Genomic DNA, 26,634 nt, shown 5'->3' on the forward strand with positions numbered 1-26,634 from the left:
ATATGAAAAATAAACGAATGCCTCTTATTGTCTGGTCGATTCTTATCGCCTTGTTTTTAACTGCGCTTGTCTCTTTTATAAATACGGGTCCAAGGTTTATCGGGAATAGCTTTGTTGATACAGAGGATTTTAAATCTGAAATGGAGTATTTTTACGATAAAATTAGTACAACCGTTTTGAATCCGATTGATGTGGAAAAGGAGAAAAAACAAATCAAAGTATCAAAGGAGGAAATCGACGAACATCGTGAGCGTTACGGCACATTGGCTGAACAAATTTCCAATATTACAGCCCAATATCAAGACCGAATTGAAGAAGCGAAAGCGGCTGGCAATGAAGTGTTAAAAATAGAACTGATTAAAGAGCAAGAAGTGAAAATAGATGATATTCGAAAAAACTTCCAAGATGATAAACATGTAGAGGCAAAAGTCCGTGAAGAAAAAGGAGAAGCGCTTGAACAATATGTAAGTGAAAGATTCAATGGTGTGGACGATTATAACTTCCGGTGGGTTGCCTATGAGTTGAAAGATGTGGAAACGGGTGAAACGTTTGCGTCCGGTGATGTCAAAGCGCCCGCGGCCTACAAGAGAATGTACAATTCCAAGGAAGGGTACTTCAAGGCTAAGTCACTTCGAATAAAAAATGCTGATTTATACCAGTACACAAGAAACCATACCGGGGAATACATCGACAGTAACCGCTCAATAATCGGAAACCCAGATCGGACTTTCGAGGGTATTGTCGTCATTTCAAAAGGGATATCACAGGAAGGGTCTCATGGTCAACATGCAGCCTGGTTTAACAAATCAAAATATATTGCCTATAGCACTTGGGTTGTCGGGCTAATTGCATTAATCCTTCTGTTGACAAAGTTTCGTTTCAATAAGAACTGGGTGAAGGATAGAAGAGGGGCAGACTGGTATAATCGTTTAAAAATCGATGTAAAAGGAGCTCTGCTGGTTACAACATTGCTGATGCTCTATATTAATTTATTGTTTGTTGCAGACTATGCTTATTTTTATAGCCTCGAAAATTTGGTCATATATGCAATTTCTTTTGTTTTCCTTACACTCCTCGTATTTCTAACAGTGTTACAGCTGGTTAATTTCATGGAGCGAATAAAAGATGAAGTGGTGTTGAAACAAGAAATTAAGGATAGTTATAGTATGAGATTTATACTTGCATGGCAAGGGATGTTTTTGAATCGTTCAATTGGTGTTCAATCGTTCCTTCTATTAATTGGCTTTTTCCTAGCGGGCATCGGGTTTGCCGTCGTTCTCATGCAACCCATATTAATTATGATTTACATTCCACTTGTATTGTTTGCTGGGCTGCCATTCCTCTATATTTTCGTGAGAAGAACGGCGTATTTGAATCGTATTATTGTGGCTACTGAAGCGATGGCGAATGGACGTCTTCATGAGGAAATTAAAATCGAAGGAAAATCACCGCTTGCAGACCATGCGCGGAATCTCAATAACCTACGCGAAGGTGTCCGCAGTTCCATGACCGAACAAGCGAAGAGTGAACGCCTAAAAACGGAACTTATTACGAACGTTAGTCATGATCTTAGGACACCATTAACGTCCATTATTACGTACACGGATCTATTGAAAAAGGCAGATATCACAGCTGAAGATAGAACAAAATATATAGATATTTTAGATAGGAAATCACAGCGTTTAAAGACATTGATTGAGGATTTATTTGAAGTTTCGAAAATGGCAAGCGGTAACTTGGAGCTTCACAAACAACGTGTCGATTTGACACAATTGCTTCAACAAGCACTTGCAGAGCACGAAGAAGAAATTTCGAAATCGGGCCTTGATTTTAGGGTGAACTTACCAGAGTCTACGCTTGTTGCCTATGTCGACGGAAAAAGATGGTGGCGCGTACTGGATAATTTGATTGTCAATGCCATTAAATACACATTGCCGGGTACCCGTGTCTATATTACACTTCGAAAAGTGGGAGATAACGCAGAATTCGTCGTGAAAAATGTGACGAAGTATGAGCTTGGTGAAAACACCGACGAATTGTTTGAACGATTCAAAAGGGCTGATGCATCACGCCAAACGGACGGTTCTGGACTTGGCCTTGCGATAGCACAATCCATCGTCGATTTGCATAATGGGAATATGAAAATTGAAGTAGATGGAGATTTATTCAAAGTAACGGTCGTCGTGGCGGCGGTTTAATAAATGGACAATGATGTGAGCTGTACGCAATGCCTTTACTCAAGGGTATTGCGTACAGCTTCTTTCTATTTGCGGATTCATTACGATTGAAATGGGTTTACGGCTTTCCTTTGGCGGGAATGATTAGGTAAAGTACGCAAATTGATCATTCTTTCAATAGAAGTAAATAATATACACTCCAACAAGTAAAACACCGATATCTGCAAACATATGAACTGTCCAAGAGGGCAAAATGGTTCCACTTTTTTCATTGGCCAACTGAAAGATTACTCCTCCCAACCAAAGTCCTGCAACGGCAACTACGAGAAGTGCTGGACTGAACCAAGGTAGAAAAATTGCGATATGGTAAATTGCGAACAGGAAGGATGGAACAAGAAACCGGACTTTTGAATTGCTCATAATACTAGGCAACAGGCCGCGGAAGTAAAACTCCTCCAGTATCGAATTACCGAACAAGATATAGAATCCGATGAAAGGGAACACTGTAGCTGTTACACCAGCGTCTTCTAAATCGACAATAAGTTCATTGAGATTAATGAATGGCTTTAATAGGAGAAATGACATGATGATAACGGCCATTATTAAGATTCCCGAAGCGATTGCGATACCCATACTTTTAGAATCTGTACCGCGTAATCGTAAGAATGGAAATCCAAACTTCCTATATAAAATGAGTGGAATCAGTAGAAATAGAACAACCTTCGCCATCGTTTTCCATATGTATTCAACCTCAAGACTTTGTTCAATCCAGATAAGAATAGCGATGTTGATTAGCGGCATAGCAAAAAAAAGCGATTTCTCCAAAAAATCCCCCCTGTTTATTGTAAATAAGACGAAATAGTGGGATAATGGTTTCACAGGATTCTGAAAATAGGTTTGCGTCTCTTCAAGGTTATTTAGTGAATGAAGGGCATCATACGTTCAGAAATCCGTAATATATTAATCTTTTCAATGGGTTACTTGAATTACTACTAGCAATACTTGTGTTAACGCTTGGCTATTTTTGATAGCGAAAGTTAAAGCAACAAGACTCAAAATAAAAAAACGAGAACCGTGCGAGGGGACGGACGGAAAGCGTAATCGATGAGACCACTACAGGCAATGGTATATCCGCCTCGAATGTTCCTGATGGCTTTACAGCTCCACTTTTGGAAAGCGTATCCCGGTTCCCCGTACGAAGAGGGAGGATTTAAAGTAGATATGACAAAATCAGATGGCAATTATCCAAACAAAGACGATCTAGAACCAAATGTTAAAGGGATGTCTAAATCCGATGAGCTACCGCTTGCGGATCCTTCCGATTCAAATACATCGGAAGTTTTCAGAGAAAATGAACAGGAAGAGACGGGTGAGAACAAACCGTCTGCTTTCGCCGAAAATAAGATAAATAATACGAATACGGGTAATAATAAACCGGTATCGGGCGTAGGTTCTCCTAATGGCGAGGTAGATAAAGAAAAGAGCAGTTTTGACCAGCATACACACGACAAATGGAACAAAGAGAAACCGAATGAAGATCCTTTTAAACCATAATTAAGCAGCGGTCACCCCTACATGGAGTGACCGCTTTGATTTCCCCCGAGGGTACGATAGAGTAGAGGGGGAGAATTAAGAAAGGGATGATTATAATCGAAACATTGAATCAATTGAAATTCAGTCGTATTTACACGCTTGGCCGTGTAGCCAAAATAAGTGAAAAGGCATGGGACACACAACCTGCAGGATTCAGTAACACGATTCGCTGGAACGCGGGTCATATTTTTGTCTCTATGGAAACACTTATTCAAAAAGCGGTGGAGGGCTATGAGCTTGTTAATCCGGAATGGATTTCATTTTTTGTATCGGGCTCGACTCCAGAGAGCTGGGAGGGGAACATCCCTTCTATTGAAGAACTTCTCGTGGCGTTAGAGGAACAACCGGAGCGTATTATGAAAGCACTTGATGGGAAACTGAGCGATTCGTTACAAGAACCGATGTCAATTGGTCCTTTGCATACGATGGTAACAGTAGATGCGGTCGCTCAATTTGTAATTTGGCATGAAGGCGTTCACGCAGGCATTATTAACGCGTTGAGCCGCTTGGTGGGGGAATAATTATATAAGTAAGGTAGCCACTTAGGGACGGAGACTATCCGAATCTACGTGGCTGCCTTTTTTTATATGCCTGTCGCCTCTGGACAGGTTTACTGCGCTATTGATACGTCTAGCTCCGTGCGCCAGAGGCTCGGGTCATAAGTCGGTTTGGCTGTGCAGCAAAGGACGCTGCTTCGCCAACTCGCCTTATGCCTGTCGCCTCTGAACGGCGCCCTGCGCTTTTGATACGTCTAGCTCCGTGCGCCTAGAGGCTCGGGTCATAAGTCGATTTAGCTCTGCAGCAAAGGACGCTGCTCCGCCAACTCGTCATATGCCTGTCGCCTCTGAACAGGCGCTCTGCGCTTTTGATATGTCAATTGACTAGTTCGTGTGTGAATGCATAAATGACCGCTTGCGTCCGGTCTTGGACTTCCAGTTTAGAAAGCAGGTTGCTGACGTGCGTCTTCACTGTTTTTAGTGCAATAAATAAATCATCTGCGATTTCCTGATTCGTTTTTCCTTTCGCAAGATGCATTAAAATTTCAAGTTCACGTTCCGTTAAGTCTTCATGCGGCTGCCGGTCCTTACCAGCTCGCATTTTTTGCATCATCTTTGTAGTTACTTCAGGCTCCAACACCGTCTGTCCTTTCAAAGTTTCACGAATTGCTCCCGCGATTCGCTTGGCATTTGAGGTTTTTAATATATAGCTGAGGGCTCCGGCTTCTAGTGCGGGATACACTTTATCATCGTCTAAAAAACTTGTAACAATGACAATCTTCGCTTCAGGCCACTCTTTAATAATCTCCGCAGTTGCTTCTGCACCATTCATTTCAGGCATAACCATATCCATTAAAATAATATCGGGGCGTAGTGAGAGTGCTTTTTCTACTGCTTCTCTCCCGTTTTCTGCTTCACCGATAACTTCCATATCCGGTTGAATCTGCAAATAAGCTGACACACCAATCCGGACCATTTCATGATCATCCACTAATAAGATCTTGATCATTCGATTCATCTCCTCTTCGCGCAGGCAATTTCACTTCAACAATTGTACCTTGGGATGGTACAGAAACAATTTTGCATGATCCCCCGATTTCAATTGCCCGTTCTTTGACATTTTGGAGTCCATAGGATCCGCCTTTTCCATCACTATCCTTGAATCCAATCCCGTTATCTTGCACGCGGAAAATAGCAAGGCCATCCCGTTCTACAAATAGTACATCGACTTCTGTTGCTTGTGCGTGGCGAAGCGTATTGGATAACGTTTCCTGTGCAATTCGGAACAAATGATCTTCCGCCCCTTTTGAGAGATTTACTTCTTCTAAACGAAAACGGATATCGAATAGTACTTTCTCTCTTAGTTCAACGAGTAGCTCTTCAAGTCCTTCTGTAAGTGATTTATTATTCAAAGCTGCTGGTCGCAGATGAAGAAGTAAAGCCCGCATTTCTAGTTGCGCCTGCTGTACAACGCGTTCGATTTGGAGCAAAGGTTTTTGTGCTGATAAGTCGTCGTTGTTTTCCGTGATAGCAGATATTAGCATCGATGCAGCAAATAGTTGTTGGGAGACGGAATCATGCAGTTCGCGTGCAAGCCGCTGTCTTTCTTGAATGATGCGCTCTTGGATAATTTTGTCTTGTGCTTCTGCTCGTTCATCAATAATCCGCTGCAAACTTTTTCGTTGCGTTTGAATGACAGTTGACACTGAACCAATTGCTCGGTCCATGCGTGGAGAAAGTTTCTCTTTTAAAATGACATCTTTTTCAGCATCGATTAATCCAGTTAATCTCTGCTCGATTGCTTTCTCTTTTGAACTTCCTAAAGTACCACTCCATAGGGCTATTCCCCAAGCAAGCACAAAAATCGTATTTAAAACCCACCAACCAAGCGGAACCTCCGCAAATTGCAACTCGAAAAAGGCGAACCAACTTTCCTCCAATGGTAGGCCAAGGAGGAAGTAGACATACACCGCTGTAATGGCCAGAAGTAGTAGTGATAGCATAATACCGCGTCCGATGACTGCTTTCATTTTCTCGTCACCTCAACATCCCCGGCCCAAGTGGAAAGTGTAATGATGAGTTCAGGAGAATCAGGCATTTTGCCTTCATAACTGTCTTTCATATGAAGCGTTTCATTGATAAGTCGTTTTCGATGGATGCCAAAAATTCTGGCGTCACCAATTAATGTTGTGTAATGAATACGAACGGGAATTTCATAAGGTACCTCAATTTTAATTTTCCCAAATCCCTGTCTCACTGAAATTAAAGAGGTTCCTTTTGGTAGCACTGTATCCGTCACGTCGATGTGGATATCGCTGAAGAATCCCTGAACGTGAACATCTTCCCACTCATAGGACGAAAAAGGGGAGGATTGGACAGAAAATAACTTGTTTTTCCAAATGCCGTTCGGAGTTTCCTGTTGGAATTCTTTAAGTGGACGCATGATTTCTTCAGATGGTATGCCTTTCCATAACTTCACTAATATATAGACGAGACCCCCGAAAATAAGCAGTCGTAAGCTCCACAATGTAAATAACGCAATCGCGATGAAGAAAAACCCAATGAAAAAGAACGGTTTTGAGCGCTTCTTCGATCCGTAATAAATAAATCCGGCACCAAGAAGGGCGAACATGATATTCCCGTTATGAAAGAATGCTGATTCGACAAATATGAGCAGCAGAAAGGTTAATCCCCAAAATGTAATTTTGCTCGTATTCATTCGGTCCATTTTTTGCTCCTCCTTCTTGAGGTCGGATTTTTTGAAAAAAGGAAAAGGAAGGCGGTCAACTATTGCCATTTCCTGAAGACACCCTCCTCCTATAGTCTAGTTTACACAACTTCCGTCTCTATTGCGGAACTTTTCTCTAATGATTGAAGTCGGCGGTCCATTGAAGACGTTTCGAATTCACGTTCAATCTTCCCACCAAGGTTTTCAATATACTTTTTCATCTCACCGATTGTGCCCATGTTACTGTCTGCATTTTTCGGTGAAATAACTTCGTCCATACGGTGATGGGCGCGCGTTACGTTTTCTTTGCCCATCAATTGTAGCTGACGCACTTTCATATCTTTTACTTTATGTTTCATCTCTTCGAATTTACGCTCTAAAGAGATTAATTCGTAAGCTGTCTCCATAACACTTTCAGATAGTTCTGCAGCACGTGTATCGTACGCGGAAATTTCTTCTTCAGCGAATGCGATTAGGTCTTGTTCACCAGCAACTATTGCAAGTTCAAGCTGACTCCGACGTTTGTCCGCCATTTTTTCTGCTTCTGACAATTCTTTTTGTAATTCAGTTTGCAGTGTGCTTTGTCGTTCAAGTAATTTCCCGATTGAATCAGTCTGTTTTTCAGCCTCACGAATATATTGGTTCAACATTGCGATTGGGTTCTTCGTTTCCTTTTTGTCGAATAGAGTATGGAGATCTGCTTGTACCGAGTATTTAAATCTATTCCAAAGTGAGTTCATTAATAGTTCCTCCTCTTATTTTGTAATGTCATTCCATTGGCGTTCAAAGTTTACAAAGGGATCGTTTGAAACATTACTGATGACATTGTTGTTTTCTGAGCCTTTCCATTTACGCCAAGCATACCAAACACCGAGAATTGCGAGGATCCCAATGAACGCTGGTACATTCGCTATAGCGCTTAACAAGGCAAGAATGAGTACGCCTCCCCAGAAAAATTTCGAGATTGTAGAATTACTTTTTCTGAAATAATGGAACCCTGCATAAGCAATCAATGCAGAAAAGGCAAGTGCAAGAAGTGATCCAAGATTCACAAGGACGATGATTGCTGCCGTAATACCAAGTACTGCAAAACCAAGTTTCTTCATGTTTTGTTCCTCCTTTCGTTTGTAGCTTAATCTTATAACGATTTTACACTTGTCCAAACGGGCGCTGTACGGATTTGCAACTCGGTCTTAAGGCTGAGTTGATTTACTATAGCTATGGAAAATAGTAGGGATTTCATGTAAACTGTTGTTATGAGAATAATCTATGAATTTAGTAAACTGTCGAAATAACAGTTGCGTGTAGAAACTAAAAATGGAGTGTCATTGTAAAGTCGCTTATCTGAGAGGGGTGATTGGGGAATGAAAGAAGTTGTTATTATTGAAGGGGTACGGACCGCGATTGGTAGAAGAAAGGGAAGTTTTGAAAATTATAGACCAGATGACCTCGCAGCGATAGTGCTTGAGGAGCTTGTCAAGCGTGCCGGAATTGATAAAGGCGCAATTGAAGACGTTATTTTAGGATGTGTGACGCAGGCAGGAGAGCAGGGCGGTAACATTGCTAGAACTGCAGCACTTATCGCTGGATTTCCTGTTCATGTACCTGGAGTAACAATCGATCGACAATGCGGCTCAAGTCAGCAAGCTGTGCATTTTGCGTCACAAGCCATTCTTTCGGGAGATATGGATATTGTCATTGCGGGCGGCGTGGAAAGTATGACGCGCGCCCCCATGAAGTCCAACATGGGAGAATCAAAACCAAGTCCAAAACTCATAGAAAAACATGAAATTATTAATCAAGGACTATCGGCGGAACGAATCGCTAAAAAATGGAGTTTATCACGCGAGGAACTTGACCGCTTTTCATTCGAAAGCCACCAAAGAGCAATACGGGCAATCGATGGAGGGAAGTTTGAAGAAGAAATCGTCTCTGTCGAAATCACGAGAGATGATGGTACAACTGAAATGTTTTCTAAAGATGAAGGGCCTCGTCCCGAATCGACAACGAAAGTGCTGGCTGGGTTACGAACAGTCTTTGATGAAAATGGCGTAATCACTGCGGGTAATGCTAGTCAAATGAGTGACGGCGCATCGGCGGTACTTCTAATGTCACAGGAGAAAGCGAATGAGCTTGGACTCAAACCGATTGCCCGCATTGTTGCGCGTTCTGTTGTAGGGTCTGATCCCACGTTAATGCTGACAGGGCCTATAGAAGCGACCCGGATAGTATTAAAAAAAGCGGGTCTTTCAATAGAAGATATGGATACGTATGAAGTGAACGAGGCATTTGCACCAGTTCCACTAGCTTGGCTGAAAGAAACCGGGGGAAATCCTAAGAAATTGAATCCGAACGGCGGTGCCATTGCACTTGGCCATCCGCTTGGCGCGACTGGAACGAAATTGCTCATATCAATGATCCATGAACTAAAACGGACAGAAGGCCGATACGGATTGCTCGCGGTTTGCGAAGGAATGGGTATGGCCAACGCTACAATTATCGAACGCATTTAACAGGGAGGAATGAAGTTCAATTCAAAATCTTGACGCAATCACACCGAGGCGTGATTGAAAAGGGGGATTCAGGGATGGAAATGGAGCAGGTTGTCGCAATCGTAACGGGTGGAGCATCAGGTCTTGGGGAAGCCACTGTAAGAAGAATAATCGATACCGGCGGAAAAGCAGCTATTTTCGATATGAATGAAAAGCGTGGATTGGCACTTGCAAATGAGTTTGGGGAAAAAAATGTTGTATTCTTGAAAACGGATGTGGCAAGTGCGGAAGAAGTGGAGGCGAATGTAGCCTCCGTCAAAGGGACTTTCGGAAAGGTAACTGCCGTAGTCAATTGCGCAGGGATTGCGACACCAGGTAAAGTCGTATCGCGAGGTACTCCGATGGGGCTTGAACAATTTGAACAAGTGATACGGGTTAACTTGATAGGGACCTTTAACGTGATTCGTGTGGCAGCGGCTGCTATGCAAGAGAACGAACCAAACAAAGAAGGCGAGCGCGGAGTTATTGTAAATACAGCCTCCGTTGCTGCATTCGAAGGGCAAATTGGACAGAGTGCATACAGTGTATCAAAAGGCGGTGTCGTTGGGATGACATTACCGATTGCACGTGAATTTGCGGCATTCGGGATTCGTGTGATGACAATTGCGCCGGGTCTTGTAGAAACACCGCTGTTTGACGGATTACCTGAAGCTGCGCGTTTATCACTTGCTTCAATGGTGCCGTTTCCGAAACGACTTGGCCGGCCGAACGAATATGCAATGCTTGTTGAAAGTATTTTCACGAATACGATGCTAAACGGTGAAGTCATCCGGTTAGACGGTGCGATCCGGATGCAACCGAAGTGATTTGGAAGTCGAGAGTTAAAGATATATCATCGACGAGCGCTGATAGATAACATAAATCTTTTTGAAGCACATGGAAAAAAAGAGGGGGTTAACCAGTGGGGAAATACAGATTTGAAACAGATGAGCATGACATGTTTCGGGATTCGCTTCGAAAGTTTCTTCAGAAAGAAGTAGTTCCAAATTATGACTTATGGGAAAAAGAGAGGCTTATTCCGATTGCATTTTGGAAAAAACTTGGACAAATGGGCTTTCTTTGTCCGCAAGTTGAAGAACAGTACGGCGGGCTCGGACTTGATTTTAGCTACGGTGTCATCATCGGAGAAGAACTCGAACGCGTAGGAGGGGGTCTTACCGGAGTGGGTTTACACAATGACATCGTCGTTCCTTATATCGAATCGTTTGGTACGCCAGAGCAAAAAGCACGCTGGCTGCCGGGTTGTATAAGCGCTGACATTATTACGGCGATTGCCATGACTGAGCCAGGAACAGGATCAGACTTAGCCAATATTCAGACGACAGCCATAAAAGACGGTGATCACTATGTCGTCAACGGTCAAAAAACATTCATCACGAACGGTATTAATGGGAACCTCATACTTGTCGCTGTGAAAACTGACTTGAAAGCCGAGCCGAAATACCGGGGAGTTAGTTTACTTGTCATTGAAGAGGGAACACCTGGTTTCACGAGAGGACGTAAGCTTGATAAAGTCGGTTTGCATTCCCAAGATACAGCGGAGCTATTTTTTGAAGATTGCCGTGTACCTGTATCGAATTTAGTTGGTGAGGAAGGAAAAGGGTTCAGTTACATGATGGAAAAACTTCAGCAAGAGCGGCTTGTTGTCGCGATTGCTGCGCAAATTGCATCAGAGGACATGTTGGAAATGACATTAGACTATGTAAAGTCACGGAAAGCATTTGGCAAACCAATTGGATCATTTCAAAATACACAGTTTAAACTAGCAGAAATCGCAACGAAAGTGGAAATTGGCAAGTCTTTTGTCGAATCCCTAATCGAGGATCATCTTGTTGGTAAAGATGTCGTCACAAAAGTATCGATGGCCAAATATTGGCTTACCGATACAGCGCGTGAAATTTCGGCGGAATGCATGCAGCTGCACGGCGGATATGGCTATATGGAGGAATATAAAATTGCGAGGCGGTACCGGGACATCCCCGTCGCATCGATTTACGCAGGGACGAATGAAATCATGAAGGTCATCATCGCAAAAAATATGGGATTGTAGGAAATGAGTATGTTAAAAGGTATAAATGTGCTGGATGTCACATATTATCTTCCGGGGCCGTATGCCGCGATGCGTCTTGCACATATGGGAGCCCATGTCATTAAAGTAGAACCTCCGGGCGGCGATCCAGCGAAAAACATGAGTGGCGGCATCGTTCATCAAGCAAACAATATAGGGAAAGAATTCGTCACCCTTGATTTGAAAACCGTAGAAGGTAAAGCATCGTTGATAGAACTTATCAAAAAATCGGACGTGCTTTTGGAATCGTTCAGACCAGGTGTGATGAAACGTCTTGGATTTGATTATGACACTGTAAAAGCATTGAAACCGGATATTATTTATTGTTCGATGACGGGGTATGGTCAATCAGGGCTTCTAACTGAAGTAGGGAGTCATGATATTAATTATTTGGCGATGTCGGGAATTCTTTCCCAACTTACTAATCAAGAAGGAAATCCAATTCATCCTCAAAATACACTTGCAGATTATTGCGGTGCAGTTACAGTTTCAGAAGGTATTCTCGCGGCACTTGTACAGAAGTTTCGTACAGGAGAAGGTGCATTCGTCGACATTGCAATTACTGAGGTATTGGCTGATTTTCAAGGGACGCATCTGGCATACAATGAAAAAGGTATTTCAGATAGAGGTATTCCAGAGATCGATGGTACGTCCATTTGTTACGGATTGTATCAGACAAAAGATGGTCGTCACGTTGCGCTTGGGGCTCTTGAGCCAAAGTTTTGGGACAACTTCTGTGAATTTGCAAAACATCCTGAGTGGAAACACTATGCTTTCTATGCCACAGGTACTCTCGAACATTCTGAAGTAAGCGCTTACATCACGACGATGACATGGAGTGAATGGCTCGCTATTTCATTGCGAACTGATTTTTGTTTGACACCTGTAATGCGGGTCTCCGATTTATCCGAACATCCCTATTGGCAGGCAAAAGGGATAAGGCAAAAAAGTGAAAATCATTAATTCCAACTGAAAAGGAGATGGATGATTTATGATGCAAACACCACTTTTATTATCGTCATTTGTTAAACGGGCTGAACAGTATTTCCCAGACAAGTTAATCATTTCGCGGACAGCAGAAAATACAGTTCATCGGATACCATACAGAGATTTCGCAAAACGGTCACGTAAACTTGCGGATGCGCTTACGAAACTTGGGATGAAACATGGAACAAAAGTAGGTTCGTTCGGCTGGAACCATCATCGCCACCTAGAAGCTTACTTCGGGGTACCGTGTACAGGTGCGATTCTTCATATGATTAATATCCGTTTGTCTCCTGAACATATTGCGTATGTGATTAACCATGCGGAAGATGAAATATTGCTTGTCGATGATAATTTATTTCCGCACCTATCGCAACTTGCACCAATGTTAAAGACCGTGAAACATTACGTCATTATGGGGGATAGTAAAGAAATTCCAGAAACATCGCTTAAAAATGTGCATTCATACGAAGCTTTGCTTGAAGCTGCGTCAGATGACTACGTATTCCCAGAGGATCTTGATGAAAATACGCCGGCGGGCATGTGTTACACATCCGCAACAACTGGAAATCCAAAAGGGGTCGTTTATACACACCGTGGGCTTGTGCTGCACAGTTATGCACTGGGACTGGCTGATTCGATGGGTATAGGGGAACGGGATGTTGCTATGCCAATCGTTCCGATGTTCCACGCGAATGCTTGGGGAATGCCTTTTGCAGCTGTCTTCTTTGGCACTACACAAGTTTTAACCGGTCCTGGCTTCAATCCAGCGCTCATCCTTGATTTAATAGAGCAGGAAAAAATAACGCTTACTGCAGGTGTGCCAACAATTTGGCTGGCAGTATTGAAAGAACTTGAGCAAAATCCACGGGATATCTCGTCATTGCGTGCTATTGTCAGCGGCGGATCGGCTTCTCCAAAAGGTTTGATTCGTGCATTCGAAGAGAAACACGGTGTTCCATTTATTGTTGGCTATGGTTTAACAGAAACGACGCCGCTTGTTAGTTTGTCAGTTTTTACATCGAAAATGGATAATTTAACAATGGATGAGAGAATTGAAATGCGGGCACTCCAAGGGTTAACAATGCCGGGACTCGAGGTTCGGATTGTTAAAGAGGGTAAAGAAGTGGCTTGGGATGGCAAAACAATGGGCGAATTAACGATCAAAGGTCCTTGGGTTGCGAGTGAGTACTATAAAGATGGTGGAACTGCTATAGCCTTTCAAGACGGATGGTTCCATACTGGAGACATCGCAGTAATCACAGAAGACGGTTACCTCAAGTTGGTGGATCGCACGGCTGACTTGATTAAAAGTGGCGGTGAATGGATTTCATCCGTTGATCTTGAAAACGCGCTGATGACCCATGAAGCTGTATTCGAGGCGGCGGTGATTGCGGTGCCACACGAAAAATGGTTGGAGCGTCCGCTTGCTTGTGTTGTTCTACATGAGGGACAAAAAGCAGACAAAGAAATGAAGAAGCGATTACTAAGCTATCTTGAAAATCAATTTGCAAAGTGGTGGGTTCCGGACAACGTTATTTTCATGAATGAGATACCGAAAACATCTGTAGGTAAGTTCTTGAAAAGAGCTTTGCGTGATCAATTGACTGTGAATCTCGAAGAAGAATGAATGTGGGCCATCCGGTAAATATCGGATGGCTATATTTTTGTTGACATGATCAGTGTGGATAACTTTTTCCGAAAGTAAAGATTTAATCAAATAGTTCTGTGGATAAGAAGTAATTTTCTGAAATTATCAACAATTTCATTAAGTTATCCACTTCAAATGAGGATAACTTAATAAAAAACAAAGATATCCACATTTTAAAAGTATGTTTTTAAAATCAAGGCATAAAATAGGAGATATTCGAATTAGGGAGCAGTGACGTGTTTAAATCAGGAACTTTGGGCATTAGATGAAGAACTTCCGAAATTGAGTAGCGAAATTATTTCAATCAAACTATCTAGCAATGGTAAAAGAAAGTCCATAAAATAATTCGTTGATACCATTAAAATCGAATGCAGAAAAAATGAACTCATAATTGTACCTCTTCTTGCGTAAAATACATTACAGAAAACGAAACTTCTAGTCGTGCTGAATCGTCCTTTCTGCTGTCGAACTCTATTTGCATAGAGGGCCCATATTTAGTAAAGTAATAGATGGCGGTGGAGCAGCATGGAAAATTGGATTACTGAATTTATGAGCCAGTTTGGTTATTTTGGCGTGTTTTTATTAATTATGATTGAGAATATCTTCCCACCTATACCATCTGAAGTTATTTTAACGTTTGGTGGTTTCATGACGACGTATTCAGATATGACGCAGGTGGGTGTCATCATTACCGCGACAGCTGGATCGGTTGTCGGCGCGATGATTTTGTATAGTATCGGGTCATTTCTCGATGTGCCACGTCTTGAGAAGATTGTCGATCGATGGGGATCTATTTTGCGTCTTACTCGAAAAGACATTCACAGGGCGGACGCATGGTTCGACAAATACGGTCCTTGGACAGTACTGCTTTGTCGTCTTGTCCCACTGATCCGGAGCCTTATTTCGATTCCGGCAGGTATGTCGGGTATGAATTTTCCACTATTCATTCTGCTAACAACAATCGGCAGCTTGATTTGGAATGCAACACTCGTTTCCATCGGCGCGGCAGTCGGTGATAATTGGGAGTCAATCGTCCACTACATGGATATTTATTCGAACGTGGCGTATGTATTAATAGGAATTGGCGGTATAGCGGCATGTATTTGGTACATTCGCTACCGTAGAAAGAGAGTGTAACTAACCTATGGAATTATTTGATTTGATCAAAGCGTTAATACTTGGATTCGTTGAAGGGATGACGGAGTTTGCACCGGTGTCATCGACAGGTCACTTGATTATTGTCGATGATATGTGGCTGAAAACAACTGAGTTCTTGGGTGATCGTTCGGCATTCACATTTAAGATAGTTATTCAATTGGGTTCAATCTTAGCCGTTGTTATCGTTTTCTGGAAGCGCCTATTCAGCTTGGTGGGTCTCTATAAAATTGAAGGTCAAAAAATGAATTCTAGCTTCAACTTAGCACACGTCATTGTTGGCATGTTGCCAGCAGTTATTGTTGGATTTGCACTCAAAGATTATATAGATTTAAAGCTATCGGGTGTTGAAACGGTTATTTTTGCGCTAGTTGCCGGTTCAATTCTTATGATTGTCGCGGATAAGTTCGGACCGAAAAAACCGTGGGTGAACACATTGGATCAGATAACATACAAGCAGGCATTCACGGTTGGTCTTGTTCAGTGTCTGTCCCTATGGCCAGGATTTTCGCGCTCGGGCGCAACGATTTCGGGTGGCGTGTTGTTCGGCATGAACCATAAGACAGCAGCTGATTTTACATTCATCATGGCGGTTCCTATCATGATGGGCGCGAGTCTGGTGTCCATATTGAAAAACTGGGAGCATTTATCAGTTGATGATTTGTCGTTTTACATCGTTGGTTTCATCAGTGCATTTGTTTTCGCACTAATCTCGATTCGCTTCTTCTTGAAGCTTATCTCACGTGTTAAGCTAGTACCTTTCGCTATCTACCGACTTGTATTGGCGGCAGTGTTAGCATTTATTGTGTTTTTATAAGAAATTGAAACGACTCCTGCACATTATTGCGCAGGAGTCGTTTTGCGTTTTTGTTAACACTGTCTGCCTTAATCAGTTAAAATGGGATTAGATGTTATTAAGCAAATAGACTCCTTTAAAATTCCGAAAAGACTAATCGAAAACGGTAGTGTTGCTGCTGTTCCTGGAAGAACCTCATCGAATATGGAGAAGGATATATTCGAATTACTTATACCTACGTACTGCTTTTCCTTGAAACGAAACTGAATCTTACAGAGAGACTTTTATCATAACTGTACTATATTTCACTTATGGGAGGTTTTAGAATGGAACACCGTCTTTGGGATACACCTTCTACTCTTCGTGAGTTGTTGTGTGAACTCGTTAGCTGGGATAGCCGCACGTTAACAGAGGGAGAGACTACATTTGCTCCGAAGTTAGTGTCGAAATTAAATGAACTGGAGTACTTTCAAGATAATCCAGACAAGATAGCCCTTCACGATGCGGGCCTTGGTCGTCAAAATGTCACTGCTTTGTACAAACATCCAAAAGCGACTGAAACAATAGTTCTTCTAAGCCACTTCGATACCGTCTGGACGGAAGAATATGGTGTGTTGGAACCTTTTGCGATTTATCCCGAGATGCTGACAAAAATGCTATCAGAACCTAAGCATAATGCGGATTTACCGGAAGTTGCCCGCGATGATCTAAAGACCGGGAAATATCTATTCGGCCGCGGTACGATGGATATGAAAATGGGACTAGCGCTTCATATGCAGCTTATCGAAAAAGCGAGTGTAGAACAATGGCCAATCAATCTGTTAGTGGCGACTGTTGCTGATGAAGAAGTGAACTCAGCGGGCATGCGTTCCGCTGTCAAAGAACTTGTCCGCATTCGTGAGGAACAAGGCTTAACCTATAAACTGTTTTTAAACAGTGAACCATCATTCTCACAGAGTCCGACGGATATCGAAGAATATATTTACTCAGGAACAATCGGTAAAATTATGCCGGCTGCCTTATTTTATGGAAAAGAAACACATGTCGGAGAGCCACTAAAAGGGATAACCGCGAACTATATTGCATCATTTCTTACACAGCGCATGGAGTGGAACGAATTGTTCCGTGAAACGGATCTTGGAGAAACTACGCCGCTACCGGTTTCATTGCAACAAAAGGATTTGAAATTGCAATATTCAACGCAAACGCCTTATCGTGCAGTTGCGCTTTACAATGTCTTTTTGTTTAAGCGCACGGCCACTGAAGTAATGGAGTTGTTTGAGCAAGTGGCATCTGAAGCGATGGATGCTTGCAATGACGGATATAAGCTCATTTGTAATCGTGAACAAGTGACGGGTGTCGGGGAAGTGAAAGTGTTGCGCTACGAGCAGCTGCTGGAATACGCGGTTCAAAAGTTAGGGTTTGAAGAAATTGAACGCTTGAAGCAAGAGTCGCTCGATAACGCCGATTGGGATGATCGTGAAAAGTCACTGCGCATCGTCGATAATCTGATGATCCAATGTCAAGAACTTGCACCAGCTACTGTGCTTCTTTACGCACCGCCTTATTATCCGGCTGTAAACTCGTCGAATGATCCGCTTGTAAAACAATCAATTGAACTAATGAAAGAGACTGCTGGGAATTTGGGTAATAAAATTGGTCAAATGCATTACTTCAATGGTATCTGTGACTTGAGCTATGTCAACTACGATGACATAGCAAACGGCTGGAGTGCATTTGAAAGCAACACACCAGTATGGGGTGATACGTACAGCATTCCCTTTACTGAGATGGCTCAATTGAAAGCACCCGTGCTCAACGTAGGGCCATTCGGGAAAGATGCTCACCAACGTACTGAACGATTACATATAGACAGTGCTTTTGTCGAAATGCCTGTTATGTTAGAAACCCTTGTAAAGAGTATGTGTATCGTCAAAGACGAATTGGACGCTGTCTAATGAATATGGAAAACGGAGACACTCGGAATTGGCGAGAGTCTCCGCTTTTTGCGTAAGTCTGTTAAAATGAAAGGAAAACGGTAGGTGGGCTAAATGACTGAGCAGATTTTGATTATCGAGGACGAAGAAAACATCGCACGCGTCCTACAGTTGGAACTCGAGTTCGAAGGGTATGGGACAGGTATTGCGCATACAGGACCAGACGGGCTTATAAAGTACCGCGAACAACAGTGGGATCTTGTTCTACTAGACCTCATGTTACCTGGATTGAATGGACTTGACGTGTTACGGAGGATCCGCGCTACGGAGACAGACACGCCTGTCATATTGCTGACAGCGAAAAACGACGTTAAGGATAAGGTAGCGGGTCTTGACCTTGGCGCAAATGACTATGTGACGAAACCTTTCGAAATCGATGAATTGCTCGCAAGGATTCGGTCGGCGCTCAGATTCTCGAAACCTGCAGAACTCTTAGTGAAGGAAGACGAATACCTTCTAGAGTTCTCTGGTTTGTCACTTCACGAACAAACACGTGAAGTGAAACGAAACGGTCGTTCCATCGAATTGACACCACGGGAGTACGATCTTCTACTTCATCTCCTAAAGCACCCAAACCAAGTGCTGTCACGCGAACAGTTGCTGGATGCTGTTTGGGGATACGATTATTACGGTGAAACAAATGTCGTTGATGTCTATATTCGATATGTCCGAAAGAAAATTGAAATAGGAGAAAAAAGCACACTTATCCAAACGGTACGGGGTGTTGGTTATGTTTTAAAGGAGCAGGTCAATGAAGCTTAAAACGAAAATCCACCTTTTATCCACATTGCTAATGCTCGTCATCTTAACGTTGACAAACATAGGTGTTTATTTTGTGTATGAAAAAATGGCGTTTGACACGGAATATAGTCAGCTGAAGGCCCAATCTGTAGATCTTATTGGTTCTCTCAGCCTGATGACCGGACAAAATGATCCAGCTACGGTGCTCCATACCTACAGGCCGCCGAATGGTGCGGTCCGTATTTTGGATCCAGCGGGTAAGGTGAAAGTGGAGTCCTCATCGGCGGAAGGGATTAAGAGTTACCAACCTGAAATAAAGCCCGGCGAACGCTACTCAATCGGTGAATTTGATAATACACCGATACTTACAATGCGTGAGCCAGTCATTTGGACAGACGGAAAAGTGGTTGAACTGCAAATGATTCAACTGCTTAGCGATGTAAAATATAATTTAAGTCTGCTCAAGTTGATTCTCCTCGGAGTAACCTTTATCGCGATGATTCCGATTACGCTTTCGAGCGCTGCGCTTGGGCGTATTGTGATACAACCCATTGATAATCTTATTAAAACAATGTCGCAAAGCCGGCAAACAGGGACATATGAAAAAATTGAGGTATCGGCTGAAGGAAAAGACGAAATGGCACAGATGGGTCGCGAGTTTAATGACATGATGGAGCAGCTTGAGGGCAACTACAAAAAGCAGGAGCAATTCGTTTCCAACGCTTCGCATGAATTAAAAACGCCACTCACCGTTATAGAAAGCTATGCACGACTCCTATCACGCCGCGGGTTTGAAAACCGTTCGGTAGCAGAAGAGGCAGTTGGGGCAATCCTCAGCGAATCTATTCGGATGAAGGACATGATTGAGCAGATGCTTCAACTGGCAAGAAGCCATGAACAATCCGAATTTAACTTTGTGGAAACTGATATTCATGCGTTAGTCAACAAGACCTTGCAGCCAATGCGCCAAGCATATGCGAGGGATTTTATCATGGAAGGGAACGGTTCTTCGGTTGCAGTGACAGATGATGAAAAGCTCAGGCAGCTCTTATTCATTCTTCTGGATAACGCACGGAAATACAGTGAACGAGAAATCAAAACAACGATTACTGAAACAGAAACAGCTATTTCCATCACTGTCATTGATTATGGAAATGGCATTTCTGAGGAAGCGCTCCCGCATCTTTTCGATCGTTTCTATCGGGTTCATGAGGACCGAAACCGAAAAACTGGTGGAACCGGACTCGGACTGGCAATCGCCAAAGAACTTGCAGATGGTCTTGGTGCAGAACTGAAAGTCGAGAGCATCGTTGAAATGGGAACGACCTTTCGAATCACCATTCCCAAAAAACGGATTCTCACCGATTTTTAATGTTCTCGTCGTATGATAAACGAGAGGAGGCAACTAGTATGCACTTTTTGAAAAAGCCTTGGTTCATTCCCATCTTGTTAACCTTAGTCATTCTAATGGCGGGCGGATTATATATAGGAAGTTTAATTACCAAGAAAGAACCGATAGCGTCTGATGATATCCGAATTCATCTTGAGAGCATGTATGGTGGAACTGTCGAACAGATTGCCATTGACGGCGGTGTATATAAAGCGGAAATGAAGCGAAGCGGAGCGTCTTATACAGCTGAAATCGACGCAACGACGGGAAGTGTTATTTCACTCCTTCAGAATTCTGAAATGAAGGAAGAGATTCCGCAAGTGATTTCCGAGACTGAGGTGGAGGAAATTATTGCGGGGGGCTATGACGGGGAAGTTGAACGGATTTCATTGAATACAAGCTCTGAAGCTCCGGTTTACGACGTGAAGCTGTCGAAGGACCCGAAGTTTACAAAAGTGACAATCGACGCAATCACTGGTAAAACAATCTCAGAAGTTGTAAAGAAAACGACAGGAGAAAATGCACTTATTACAAATGAGCAGGCGATTGCAATTGTGCGTGGACAACTTAAAGGTGAAATAGATGATGTATCGTATGAGAAATCGGACGAAGGTGGCTTTTATCTAATCGAAATCGAAGCAACTGACGGTCGGGATGGCACTTTCCAAGTTCATGCCATTTCCGGAAAAATAATGTCCGTCACATGGGATGATTGACTCTCATCATATTCTAATAATCCTCACAATGTCTTCTCATCTTCGTCGAGTAATATGAAGGTAATAACAAAAGGAGGAGATACAAGATGAAGAAATGGTTAGCTATTCCGGCTTTGGCCGGTGCACTAGTACTAGTCGTAGGTGGAGTTGCAATGGCAGGAAACTCGGGAGAAGGTTTGAAGGTCGTATCGAAAGATTTATTGTCGGTTGCGGAAGCAGAATCGATTGCGGTGAAATCAGTTGGCGGTAAAGTGACAGAAGTAGAATTGGATCGTGAAAAGTCAAGGGCTATCTACGAAGTCGAGGTGAGATCGAACGGTATTGAATATGATCTTGATATCGATGCAAAAACAGGTGAAGTTTTGCGTACAGAAAAAGATGATTATGATAATGACGACTTTGATGACGATGATTATGACAATAATGTCAGCGGTTCTGATAGTAAATTCATAACAGAAAAAGCTGCCATCGAAATTGCGATGAAACAAGCAAAAGGGACAGTAACAGAAATTGAACTGGATGAAGATGATGATCGTGTCATCTATGAAATCGAAATTGAAGATGGCAAATATGACTATGATTTCGACATCGATGCAATTTCAGGTGAAGTACTGAAGTTTGAAAAAGACCGCGATGACGATTGAAGTAAAAAGGGCTGTTCTTGAACAGCCCTTTTACTATGGAGAAAAACGAATCTTCCTTGTTTACAATTTGCGTACTTTGTTTACACTTTGTGTACTTTGTGTACAAAATGTATGTTGTGTTTACACTTTGTATACTTTGCCAACTTCAGCAAGTTCAGTAGACTCATCATATACAGCAACAGCCGCTTCAAGGATCTCATTGATATTCCCGTGTAATGGCAAGTGGGTCAGCACGAGTTGCTTTGCTTCCGCCAGTTTCGCGAGCCTTCCTGCTTCACTGCCTGTCATATGTCCTGGCGCCTTACCGAGGTGTTCTTCATACAAATTCGCCTCGCTAATTAACAAATCCGTCCCGCGTGAGAATTCAATAAGTTCATCGCGCCATTCTGTATCTGTGGTGAGTACGATGGAACAATCGCCCACACTGAATTTCATCGCCAGGCAATGGACGGGGTGTATGGTACGACAAAAAGACACTTCAAATGGACCGATTTGAACAATATCATCTTCCGAAATACCAATGCCTACTGTCTGACCTTTGTATGAAAGTTTCTCGAAATTCTCTTGATCCAATATGTGTCCGTAAATCGGTAATGGGGACGCTTGATGGCCAAGATAGAAATTAATGATTCTGCTGAATTGCAGGCTTCCGACATCGGCAATATGATCCGCATGATAATGGCTGATGACAACTGCATCTAGTTTTTCCAAAGGTAAATAATTTTGCAATGAGGAAAGTACGCCGCTACCACAATCAATGAGGCAATGAAAACCATCATGTTCTATTAAAAAAGAAGATGTTGCGCTATTTGCTTTTGGATATCCGCCCCAGATGCCGATTGGTGTAATCTTCATTTAAAGTGTCCTCTTAATTACTTTGGCTAAGAAAACAAATTCAATATTTTCACGAATCGTTTCTAGTTTATATTGTTCATAGCCTAGTGATTTATACAGATGAATATTGCTTAAACTCTGTGATCCGGTATATAAATCAAAACGTTCACAAGTAGGAAAATAGTCTTCAAGCCCAAGCATTAACTTTTTGGCGATACCCTTGTTTTGATGATCAGGGTGAACCATCAATCTTTGTACATAAACAGTACCTTCTTTTTCGTCTCCCCTAACAGAACCAACTATTTCACCGTCTACGACAGCTTTTAATATGGTTTTTTTCTTGAAATCTTCCCTTGTTTCATCAATTTTTTCTATGAGCGGAGCGATTTGATAGTTATTATACATTTCGCCTTCTCTCAAATAAGCTACTTTTTGAATGTCTAAAATCGTTTGTGCATCGTCTGTTGTTGCTTTTACAATATTCATAAACGTTAATTCCCCTCTTAGTGGATTTTTTGAGTGTAAAATAGAGTGTAATTGCAATTCAATTATGGCGGTTGCTGCTGATTTCATCATAGCAGAAGTTGACAGAGCGGTAGGATTTGGAGAGCGTTATGAGAAGAAATTATTACGAATTGCCATGATATCTTACTGAGTGTCAACCAATCATATATGTTGGAATACGCGATTTGTGTCTGTTATAACTATAAAAAACGCACCCCTTATCTAGTATAAGAGGTGCGTTCCTAGTTTATTTCTTTTCAATTAAACCTGCTTCAATAAGGAATTCTTCTGCGACTTTTTCAACCATCATGCCGTCATTATCGACTTTTCCATTCATCTTCTGCATCGTATCTTCGTCAATCGTACCTTCAAGCGATTTGAGTATTTCTTCAATTTCAGGATACTCTTTAAGTGCTTCTTTCCTTACAAGCGGGAGCGCATGGTACGGTGGGAAGAAAGATTGGTCATCTTCCAGTACACGCAGGTCGTACATTTGTAACTGTCCGTCCGTCGTATACGAGTTAATAACGTCTACTTCACCCGCGTTAATGGAACGGTACATAATTCCATGGTCCATCCCTTTAACTTCTTTGAAGTCAAGATCATATGCTTTTTGGAATCCAGGCAGTCCATCCGGTCGGTCGATGAATTCGAATACCGCGCCTAATGTGAAGTCCTTCGAAACTTTAGCAAAGTCACTGAATGTCACTAGGTTGAGTTCTTCTGCTACTGGCTCGTCCACTGCGAGTGTATACGTATTGTTGAAGCCGAATGTGTTGAAGGCAATCATGCCATCCTTATCAACGAGCCGTTTCGTGGCAGCTAACGTTTCATCCGCCGTCCCAGGTTCTTCATGATAATAGGTAAGGACAATTGTCCCCGTATAGTCGGGTATAACGTCGATAAGACCGTCTAACATGGCTTTCCACACGACGCTGGACCCGCCGAGGTTTTCTTTATAAAGGACGTCAATATCTGTTTTGTTTTCAATCAATTGCCCCATCACGTGTGACAATATGATACTTTCCGTATTGTTACGAGAACCAAGTGTCAGAGAATCTTTTTCGATGAAAATACATCCTGACAGCAGGCTTGCAACAAGTATTGATGAAATCATTATTTTAAATTTGTTTTTCATTCTTACTTCAATCCTTTCGGCGTCGTCCAACGTTCAATTCCACCGAAGAGCGTTTCCAGGATAATCGCTAAGATTGCCGCAGGGATTGCCCCAAGTAAGATCAGACCGTCAATTCCGCGTGTGATACCGAGGAAGATGAAATCACCGAGTCCGCCTGCTCCAATGAAGGCTGCAAGTGTTGCTGTACCGACATTAATAACAGCAGCTGTACGTATACCCGCCATAATGACAGGGATTGCAAGAGGCAATTCCACTTTAAACAGGATTTGCATGCTAGTCATACCCATCCCTTTTGCTGCTTCAGTGGTAGCTTTATCGACGTCTTTAATACCTGTGTAGGTATTGCGAATGATTGGTAGTAATGAATATAGGAATAACGCAGCAATAGCCGTTTTCACACCGATACCGAAAATTGGGATCATGAAACCGAGCAACGCAAGACTTGGAATCGTCTGCATGACGCCTGCGCCGCCAAGTACAACTGTCGTGAGCTTCGGAACGCGTGTAATCAAAATACCGAGAAAAATACCGAGGACAATGGCGATAAGCATTGAGAAGAAGACGAGTTGAATATGGACGGATGTCGCTTCAAGTACTTCTTTCCACCGCATCTGTGTTTGTTCAACGAGTTGTTGCCAAATATTTAAGTTATTCATTGATTATCCCCCATTTCTGTCCACTGACTGGACATGGCGGATAACAGCGAACCACGTGTAACGACGCCAACTAAATTTTGTGATTTATCGACAATCGGGATTATGCCGTAAGGTGCTTCATCCATCATGACAATGGCATCTTTAGCCGTTGCGGTATCATAAAGGAATGGTTCCCGGTTCACCATGATTTCTTCGATTGTTTTGATGTCATCTAATTTTCTTATAACGTCATATGCGGACACGATTCCAATTAGTTTCTTGTCATCGTCGACCACAATAATGTTCGTAATTTTTCGCTTGCGGATAAACGAAAGTGCCTTCTCTGGCGACCATTGAGGAAGGGCGGTGAAAACCGATTCTGACATGATGTCAGTAACTGGCATGAGTCCGGGATTTTGGATAATCCGATGTTTTCCTATGAACTCTTCTACAAAGCCGTGGGCTGGATCGTGAAGTAATTTCTCTGGGGTGTCCAACTGTAGTAGTTTTCCGTCTTTCATGATGGCAATGCGATCGCCCATTTTCAGCGCTTCATCCATATCATGTGTTACGAAGACAATCGTCTTTTTAAGTTTTTTGTGTAATGACAGTAATTCGTTTTGAAGCTGTTCGCGTGTAAGTGGATCTAGTGCGCTGAACGGTTCATCCATTAAGATTACATCTGGATCTGCTGCTAACGCTCTTGCAATACCAATACGCTGCTGCTGACCGCCTGATAGTTCTTTTGGATAACGACCCGCATAAACCTCAGGATCTAGACCGACCAATTCAAGAAGTTCATTGACTCGAGCTTTAATTTCTTTGTCATTCCAACCTTTCAGCTGTGGTACAATTGCGATATTTTTTTCGATTGTATAGTGGGGGAAAAGTCCGATTTGCTGAATGACATACCCGATGTTTCGGCGTAATTCAGAGGCATTGTAGGAGTTTGTATCCTTGCCGTTAATAGTGATTTTACCACTTGTGTGGGGCTCCATCCGGTTAATCATTTTCATAGTTGTCGATTTCCCTGAACCACTTGGTCCAATGAGGACGAGTAATTCGCCTGCTGGAATATCGAAATTGACAGATTTTACTGCTTGAAATCCGCCATCATACACTTTGCTTACATTTTCAAATTTGAGCATGTTTACCTCCTGTGGTTTTTTACAACAAAATTATTTCCGAATTATAGATGAAAAAATCAAACGGAGTTAAAAAAAAGCAGACAATTTGCACTCCTGATAACGTTCGGAGCGATGTCTCTTTCAATCATCATAACATATTCTAGTCGGTTTTTCAGAATTATTTTGCTTATTGCTCCTAAAATGTCCAAATTGCCTGTTTGTTATGCAGTCCTTTACAATGGAATAATAGAAGGGAAGTGCATTGGAAATGGATATGACAATCTACGTTGTTGAGGACGATCTTGCAATTTTTAATTCATTGACAGAACGACTGAGTCAGTGGTCTTTCAGTGTAAAGGGTCCGGCAGATTTTCATAATGTAATCCGATGGACGTGGTTATGGCCATGAATATAGGTGCGGATGATTACATTCAGAAACCATTTCATTCAGATGTTTTGCTGGCAAAAATTCAGGCACTCCTCAGACGGATATATGCGTACGGAGAATTAGCGCCGGATGTGCTTGAATGGAACGGAGCGATGATTGATATGAAACGTAGTATCAGAAAGAGTTGCTTAGGTTAAAAAACGCCAGGAATCCAAATTGATTTGTTGTGACCCCCTAAAGTTAGAGTTTTATATTATGCAGCTAATTGGCTGGTATGCAGACGGTATTGAACCGGACTCATGCCAGCTAATTTTTTCTT

General features: G+C 42.4%; 28 protein-coding genes. 17 read left to right on the forward strand and 11 right to left on the reverse strand.

Annotated elements, in window-relative coordinates:
• Positions 1–2 precede the first annotated feature (2 nt).
• Complete coding sequence (locus AC1TO4_RS15280; RefSeq protein WP_482106043.1) at positions 3–2,198, forward strand: sensor histidine kinase; 2,196 nt, start codon at positions 3–5, stop codon at positions 2,196–2,198.
• A 153-nt stretch (positions 2,199–2,351) separates the two neighbouring features.
• On the opposite strand, the gene AC1TO4_RS15285 is transcribed toward AC1TO4_RS15280, so the two are convergent.
• A complete protein-coding gene (locus AC1TO4_RS15285) occupies positions 2,352–3,002 on the reverse strand; it encodes a CPBP family intramembrane glutamic endopeptidase (RefSeq protein WP_482106044.1) in 651 nt (216 codons plus the stop codon).
• 279 nt (positions 3,003–3,281) lie between these two features.
• On the opposite strand from AC1TO4_RS15285, the gene AC1TO4_RS15290 reads away from it, so the two are divergent.
• Positions 3,282–3,731 (forward strand): hypothetical protein, encoded by a 450-nt coding sequence (locus tag AC1TO4_RS15290; RefSeq protein ID WP_482106045.1) that lies wholly within the window; start codon positions 3,282–3,284, stop codon positions 3,729–3,731.
• 86 nt (positions 3,732–3,817) lie between these two features.
• Complete coding sequence (locus tag AC1TO4_RS15295; RefSeq protein WP_482106046.1) at positions 3,818–4,291, forward strand: DinB family protein; 474 nt, start codon at positions 3,818–3,820, stop codon at positions 4,289–4,291.
• A gap of 352 nt (positions 4,292–4,643) precedes the next feature.
• Here AC1TO4_RS15295 and AC1TO4_RS15300 read toward each other — a convergent pair whose 3' ends face one another.
• The 5 genes from AC1TO4_RS15300 to AC1TO4_RS15320 form a co-directional block, all read right to left on the reverse strand.
• The gene (locus tag AC1TO4_RS15300) at positions 4,644–5,276 is read right to left on the reverse strand and encodes a response regulator transcription factor (protein WP_482106047.1); all 633 of its coding nucleotides are present in this window, start codon (positions 5,274–5,276) and stop codon (positions 4,644–4,646) included.
• Positions 5,251–6,297 carry a sensor histidine kinase gene (locus tag AC1TO4_RS15305; RefSeq protein ID WP_482106048.1) on the reverse strand — a complete coding sequence of 349 codons (1,047 nt, stop codon included), beginning with the start codon at positions 6,295–6,297 and terminating at the stop codon, positions 5,251–5,253. The genes AC1TO4_RS15300 and AC1TO4_RS15305 overlap by 26 nt, the downstream gene beginning before the upstream one ends.
• Positions 6,294–6,995, reverse strand: coding sequence for a cell wall-active antibiotics response protein LiaF (gene liaF / locus AC1TO4_RS15310; protein WP_482106049.1), 702 nt, complete (start codon positions 6,993–6,995; stop codon positions 6,294–6,296). The genes AC1TO4_RS15305 and liaF overlap by 4 nt, the downstream gene beginning before the upstream one ends.
• A 101-nt stretch (positions 6,996–7,096) precedes the next feature.
• Entirely contained in the window at positions 7,097–7,735 is a 639-nt protein-coding gene (locus AC1TO4_RS15315; RefSeq protein ID WP_482106050.1) for a PspA/IM30 family protein, read from the reverse strand.
• 15 nt (positions 7,736–7,750) lie between these two features.
• Positions 7,751–8,101, reverse strand: a complete 351-nt coding sequence (locus tag AC1TO4_RS15320) for a lmo0954 family membrane protein (RefSeq protein WP_482106051.1) — start codon at positions 8,099–8,101, stop codon at positions 7,751–7,753.
• 258 nt (positions 8,102–8,359) lie between these two features.
• On the opposite strand from AC1TO4_RS15320, the gene AC1TO4_RS15325 reads away from it, so the two are divergent.
• The 12 genes from AC1TO4_RS15325 to AC1TO4_RS15380 all read left to right on the forward strand — a co-directional run bounded on the left by AC1TO4_RS15325 (position 8,360) and on the right by AC1TO4_RS15380 (position 21,689).
• Complete coding sequence (locus AC1TO4_RS15325) at positions 8,360–9,508, forward strand: thiolase family protein (protein WP_482106052.1); 1,149 nt, start codon at positions 8,360–8,362, stop codon at positions 9,506–9,508.
• A gap of 74 nt (positions 9,509–9,582) precedes the next feature.
• Positions 9,583–10,353, forward strand: coding sequence for a 3-hydroxyacyl-CoA dehydrogenase (locus AC1TO4_RS15330; protein WP_482106053.1), 771 nt, complete (start codon positions 9,583–9,585; stop codon positions 10,351–10,353).
• Between the two features lie 95 nt (positions 10,354–10,448).
• Positions 10,449–11,597, forward strand: coding sequence for an acyl-CoA dehydrogenase family protein (locus AC1TO4_RS15335; protein WP_482106054.1), 1,149 nt, complete (start codon positions 10,449–10,451; stop codon positions 11,595–11,597).
• 3 nt (positions 11,598–11,600) lie between these two features.
• Positions 11,601–12,578, forward strand: a complete 978-nt coding sequence (locus AC1TO4_RS15340; protein ID WP_482106055.1) for a CaiB/BaiF CoA transferase family protein — start codon at positions 11,601–11,603, stop codon at positions 12,576–12,578.
• Positions 12,579–12,606: 28 nt separating this feature from the next.
• Positions 12,607–14,229, forward strand: a complete 1,623-nt coding sequence (locus AC1TO4_RS15345) for a long-chain fatty acid--CoA ligase (protein WP_482106056.1) — start codon at positions 12,607–12,609, stop codon at positions 14,227–14,229.
• A gap of 546 nt (positions 14,230–14,775) precedes the next feature.
• The gene (locus AC1TO4_RS15350; RefSeq protein ID WP_482106057.1) at positions 14,776–15,387 is read left to right on the forward strand and encodes a DedA family protein; all 612 of its coding nucleotides are present in this window, start codon (positions 14,776–14,778) and stop codon (positions 15,385–15,387) included.
• Positions 15,388–15,394: 7 nt separating this feature from the next.
• A complete protein-coding gene (locus AC1TO4_RS15355; RefSeq protein WP_482101270.1) occupies positions 15,395–16,222 on the forward strand; it encodes an undecaprenyl-diphosphate phosphatase in 828 nt (275 codons plus the stop codon).
• Between the two features lie 305 nt (positions 16,223–16,527).
• Positions 16,528–18,159, forward strand: a complete 1,632-nt coding sequence (locus AC1TO4_RS15360; protein ID WP_482106058.1) for a M20/M25/M40 family metallo-hydrolase — start codon at positions 16,528–16,530, stop codon at positions 18,157–18,159.
• 93 nt (positions 18,160–18,252) lie between these two features.
• Positions 18,253–18,960, forward strand: coding sequence for a response regulator transcription factor (locus AC1TO4_RS15365; protein WP_482101268.1), 708 nt, complete (start codon positions 18,253–18,255; stop codon positions 18,958–18,960).
• Entirely contained in the window at positions 18,950–20,311 is a 1,362-nt protein-coding gene (locus tag AC1TO4_RS15370) for a sensor histidine kinase (RefSeq protein ID WP_482106059.1), read from the forward strand. Before AC1TO4_RS15365 ends, AC1TO4_RS15370 begins: the two co-directional genes overlap by 11 nt.
• A gap of 38 nt (positions 20,312–20,349) precedes the next feature.
• Positions 20,350–21,045: a PepSY domain-containing protein gene (locus AC1TO4_RS15375; protein WP_482106060.1), complete on the forward strand. Its 696-nt coding sequence runs from the start codon at positions 20,350–20,352 to the stop codon at positions 21,043–21,045.
• 86 nt (positions 21,046–21,131) lie between these two features.
• Positions 21,132–21,689, forward strand: coding sequence for a PepSY domain-containing protein (locus AC1TO4_RS15380; protein ID WP_482106061.1), 558 nt, complete (start codon positions 21,132–21,134; stop codon positions 21,687–21,689).
• A gap of 120 nt (positions 21,690–21,809) precedes the next feature.
• On the opposite strand, the gene AC1TO4_RS15385 is transcribed toward AC1TO4_RS15380, so the two are convergent.
• From AC1TO4_RS15385 to AC1TO4_RS15405, 5 genes are all read right to left on the reverse strand, one after another.
• The gene (locus tag AC1TO4_RS15385) at positions 21,810–22,544 is read right to left on the reverse strand and encodes an MBL fold metallo-hydrolase (protein WP_482106062.1); all 735 of its coding nucleotides are present in this window, start codon (positions 22,542–22,544) and stop codon (positions 21,810–21,812) included.
• Positions 22,545–23,009, reverse strand: coding sequence for a GNAT family N-acetyltransferase (locus AC1TO4_RS15390; RefSeq protein ID WP_482106063.1), 465 nt, complete (start codon positions 23,007–23,009; stop codon positions 22,545–22,547).
• A 265-nt stretch (positions 23,010–23,274) separates the two neighbouring features.
• Positions 23,275–24,165 carry a glycine betaine ABC transporter substrate-binding protein gene (locus AC1TO4_RS15395; RefSeq protein WP_482106064.1) on the reverse strand — a complete coding sequence of 297 codons (891 nt, stop codon included), beginning with the start codon at positions 24,163–24,165 and terminating at the stop codon, positions 23,275–23,277.
• 2 nt (positions 24,166–24,167) lie between these two features.
• Positions 24,168–24,821, reverse strand: a complete 654-nt coding sequence (locus AC1TO4_RS15400) for an ABC transporter permease (RefSeq protein ID WP_482106065.1) — start codon at positions 24,819–24,821, stop codon at positions 24,168–24,170.
• Positions 24,818–25,948 (reverse strand): betaine/proline/choline family ABC transporter ATP-binding protein, encoded by a 1,131-nt coding sequence (locus tag AC1TO4_RS15405; RefSeq protein WP_482106066.1) that lies wholly within the window; start codon positions 25,946–25,948, stop codon positions 24,818–24,820. The genes AC1TO4_RS15400 and AC1TO4_RS15405 overlap by 4 nt, the downstream gene beginning before the upstream one ends.
• Before the next feature lie 241 nt (positions 25,949–26,189).
• Here AC1TO4_RS15405 and AC1TO4_RS15410 point away from each other — a divergent pair, with 241 nt between their 5' ends.
• The gene (locus AC1TO4_RS15410; RefSeq protein ID WP_482106067.1) at positions 26,190–26,336 is read left to right on the forward strand and encodes a hypothetical protein; all 147 of its coding nucleotides are present in this window, start codon (positions 26,190–26,192) and stop codon (positions 26,334–26,336) included.
• Complete coding sequence (locus AC1TO4_RS15415; RefSeq protein ID WP_482106068.1) at positions 26,327–26,512, forward strand: hypothetical protein; 186 nt, start codon at positions 26,327–26,329, stop codon at positions 26,510–26,512. Before AC1TO4_RS15410 ends, AC1TO4_RS15415 begins: the two co-directional genes overlap by 10 nt.
• The last annotated feature ends 122 nt before the right edge of the window (positions 26,513–26,634 follow it).

This window comes from Sporosarcina sp. Y838, from assembly GCF_056786515.1.